1 pseudogene is annotated in these 282 nt (G+C 44.3%); it reads left to right on the top strand.

The window, feature by feature from the left end:
- Nucleotides 1-134, top strand: a pseudogene (locus AB4496_RS28805) (type II toxin-antitoxin system RelE/ParE family toxin); the annotation flags it as partial.
- Between the last annotated feature and the right edge of the window lie 148 nt (nucleotides 135-282).

The following is a 282-nucleotide window of genomic DNA, read 5'->3' as shown; positions in this document are numbered from 1 at the left end:
AAAATATTTTTGACAAAGTTGAACACCTCAATTACCGAGAAGTTGTGGTCAACCCTTGTCGTGTTTTTTGCAAGCAAGACGGGGACAAGGTGTACATCTTGTTTGTGATGCGCGCGGAGCAAGGTTTATGTTGATTTTTGTATGAGCAAACAGTCAAGCGTCTGTGCCACCTCTGATAAGCTGATGGTCTACATCCGTTAAGACTCGAGTATGGCGAAAAAAAAAAGGAACGCCAATCTAGGCGCCTCGCCAAACCAGTACTTTCATGGACGGAGGTTAAAC

This window comes from Vibrio sp. 10N.222.46.A1 (genome assembly GCF_041473595.1).
Classification (GTDB): domain Bacteria; phylum Pseudomonadota; class Gammaproteobacteria; order Enterobacterales; family Vibrionaceae; genus Vibrio; species Vibrio tasmaniensis_A.
The sequence above is the reverse complement of the archived record's forward strand: the minus strand, read 5'-3'. Positions and strand labels throughout refer to the sequence as shown.